Source organism: Elstera litoralis, from assembly GCF_000963705.1.
In the GTDB taxonomy this organism is placed as follows: domain Bacteria; phylum Pseudomonadota; class Alphaproteobacteria; order Elsterales; family Elsteraceae; genus Elstera; species Elstera litoralis.
Genome location: NZ_LAJY01001003.1, coordinates 1 through 867 on the forward strand (window position 1 = coordinate 1; position 867 = coordinate 867).

1 protein-coding gene is annotated in these 867 nt (G+C 57.9%); it reads left to right on the forward strand.

The window, feature by feature from the left end:
• Positions 1 to 774: MetQ/NlpA family ABC transporter substrate-binding protein (locus VZ95_RS21170; protein ID WP_198148483.1), on the forward strand; the 774-nt coding region annotated here is incomplete at its 5' end.
• Positions 775 to 867: the final 93 nt, after the last annotated feature.

Here is an 867-nt window from a genome sequence, read left to right on the forward strand (position 1 = left end):
GCGACGGCGCTGGCCGCCGCCCTGCTCGCCCCAAACGTCGCCTTGGCTGCCGATAAGGTGAAAGTCGGCGTTTTTTTCCGGCGGCGATGGCGAGATCATTTGGCAGGAAGTCAAAAGGTTGCAGCCAGAGACGGTATCGATGTGCAAGTGATCGTCTTCAACGATTACCTGCTGCCGAATGCCGCGCTGGACGCGGGCGATTTGGACCTTAACGCCTTCCAGCATAAGCCGTTCCTGGAAAATCAGGTCAAGACCAAGGGCTATAAGATTACCGCTATCGCCGACACGGTGGTTTCCCCCATCGGGCTCTATTCCAAGAAAGTCAAAGCCTTGGCCGAACTGAAGGACAGCGCGCAGGTCGGCATCCCCAACGATCCCAGCAATGGCGGGCGTGGCCTGCTGCTGCTGGCGCAGCATGGGCTCATTAAGTTGAAGGAGGGCGTAGGCATTCTGCCGCGCGTCATCGACGTAACCGACAATCCGAAAAAGCTGAAATTCCGCGAAATCGACGCGGCGCAACTCGCGCGCAGCCTCGATGATCTCGATGCCGCTGTCATCAATACCAATTACGCGCTGCAGGCCAACCTAAAGCCGGGCCGCGATTCGATTGCCATCGAAACCACGAAGGATAATCCCTACGGCAACGTCATCGCCGCGCGCGAAAAGGATAAGGATAATCCCCTCTATCGCCGCGTCGTGAAAGCCTATCAGGATGAAGCCATCCGCAGCTTCATCAAAACCCGCTTCGATGGGGCCCTGCTGCCGGTTTGGTAAAAACCCACACCGTTTCAGTCGAAAAGGCGGGCTCTCCCCGCCTTTTCTGTGATTGCGCCCGCTGAAAGACCCGGTCGATGCCCAAGCAGATCC